Source organism: Sphingorhabdus buctiana (assembly GCF_042680825.1).
In the GTDB taxonomy this organism is placed as follows: Bacteria; Pseudomonadota; Alphaproteobacteria; order Sphingomonadales; family Sphingomonadaceae; genus Sphingorhabdus_B; species Sphingorhabdus_B buctiana.
This window is the reverse complement of sequence record NZ_JBHUEL010000006.1, coordinates 1-1,560: the sequence shown is the minus strand read 5'-3', so window position 1 is coordinate 1,560 and position 1,560 is coordinate 1. Positions and strand designations below refer to the sequence as shown.

Sequence of the window (1,560 nt, the reverse complement as noted above, 5' to 3'; positions counted from 1 at the left end):
ATCCTTCTCGGCATGGCGCTCGATGAGGCCCTCAAGGATTCGCGATACGCGCTGGGGCACCAACAGTTTATCCGCCATGCCTTCGATGACGAGCGTATCGAGCTTCTCCATCGGAACGTTTCGGCCCTTGCAAACAGACCTGCCCCGCTGTTTGCAACCGGCGCAGCTGTAATAGCTGTAGCGCTTATGCCTGCGCGTAGTACCCGAGCGGGTCATCCCTGAACCGCATGTTGCGCAAACCGCGAGCCCTGTAAGCAATGTCGGTCCGTTCACAACGCGCGGTGGAGTCACCTTGGGGTTGTTGCCAGTCAGGCGCGTCTGGACATTTTCGAAAAGAGGGAGAGGAATGATCGTAGGTATGTCGATTTCGACGATGCCGGCTGGATCGTTAAGCTCGCCTGTCCGTGCATTGCGAACCCCATAAGGCCATTTGCCGGTCGCATAACAGCGATTGGTCAATATGCCGTGTAAGGGTCCGACACCAAAGGTTGCGCCGCGGCGCGTGCGATAGCCATTTGTGTTGAGCCAGGAAGCAACACCTTTGACGCCCAAGGGACCAGTGGTTCCATCGCCTTCAAGATAGAGCTTGAAGATCAACCGGACGAGTTCAGCTTCGACAGGGTCGACATCGAGCTTCTTTTTGATCTTTGCGCCGCGCCGTTCGGCTTCTACTGCCCGGTAACCCAATGGCGGCGGCGCACCGTTCCAAAAGCCCTGCTTGGCGGACTCGCGCATTGCGCGGGTGACGTTCTTGCCATTCTCCCGCGAAGTATATTCATCGAAGACGCCAATGATCTGTCGCATCAGCTCTTGGGCTGGATCATTGCCCGTGGGCTGTGTGACCGAGACAACCTCGATACCTAGCTTCCTGAGCTTACGGATGGTGAGTTCCATCTCTGCGCCGTTGCGATAGAAGCGTGAGAAGCTGTGCACGCAAATGACATCGAAGCGACGATCAGCCGCTTTCGCGTCCTCCAGCATGCGCTGGAACACAGGTCGGCGATCATCGGTCGCAGAGGCACCAGGTTCGACATATTCGTCAACAACGTCCCATCCCTGCGCTTCGCAATAGCGCCGGTTCAAATCGCGTTGTGATGGCAGCGAGACATCGCCCGCCGCCTGACGGCCGGTACTGACGCGCAGATACAAAACCGCACGCTTCGGAAGCACGCTGTTCGCCGTTTTTGAGGAACTAAAGGTCATGGTAGTTGTCCTCGATCGCCTCGCCAGACGACACGGACAATGCCGCGAGTTCAGGCGTTGAGAAGTTGGATAAGGTCGCCGCCGAGAAGCCGCTCGATTGCGTGAAGTTCTGCACCGCTGATGGCGCAGTCCTCAGCAATGTCGCAGGAGACCACAACCATCTGCTCGCCAAGCGAAGGCACGTGTTGCTCTGCGTCGAAAGTATCCGGCGATGCCATGCGCCAGCTATGGCAGAACGACTTTCCGAAGCTGAGGGCGCAACCCGATCAAAACAACAAGAGGTTGTGCCTGTCCGTCGTCAGAACATTTGGCACTGATGGCTGCGTAAATTAGTGGAGCCTTGGCCTCATCTATTGG

Annotated in this window: 2 protein-coding genes; both read right to left on the bottom strand. The window is 57.2% G+C overall.

What is annotated here, in order from left to right:
* Positions 1–1,203: recombinase family protein (locus tag ACFSAG_RS07165; protein WP_381512904.1), on the bottom strand; the 1,203-nt coding region annotated here is incomplete at its 3' end.
* A gap of 50 nt (positions 1,204–1,253) precedes the next feature.
* Entirely contained in the window at positions 1,254–1,421 is a 168-nt protein-coding gene (locus ACFSAG_RS07160; RefSeq protein WP_381512901.1) for a hypothetical protein, read from the bottom strand.
* Positions 1,422–1,560 lie beyond the last annotated feature (139 nt).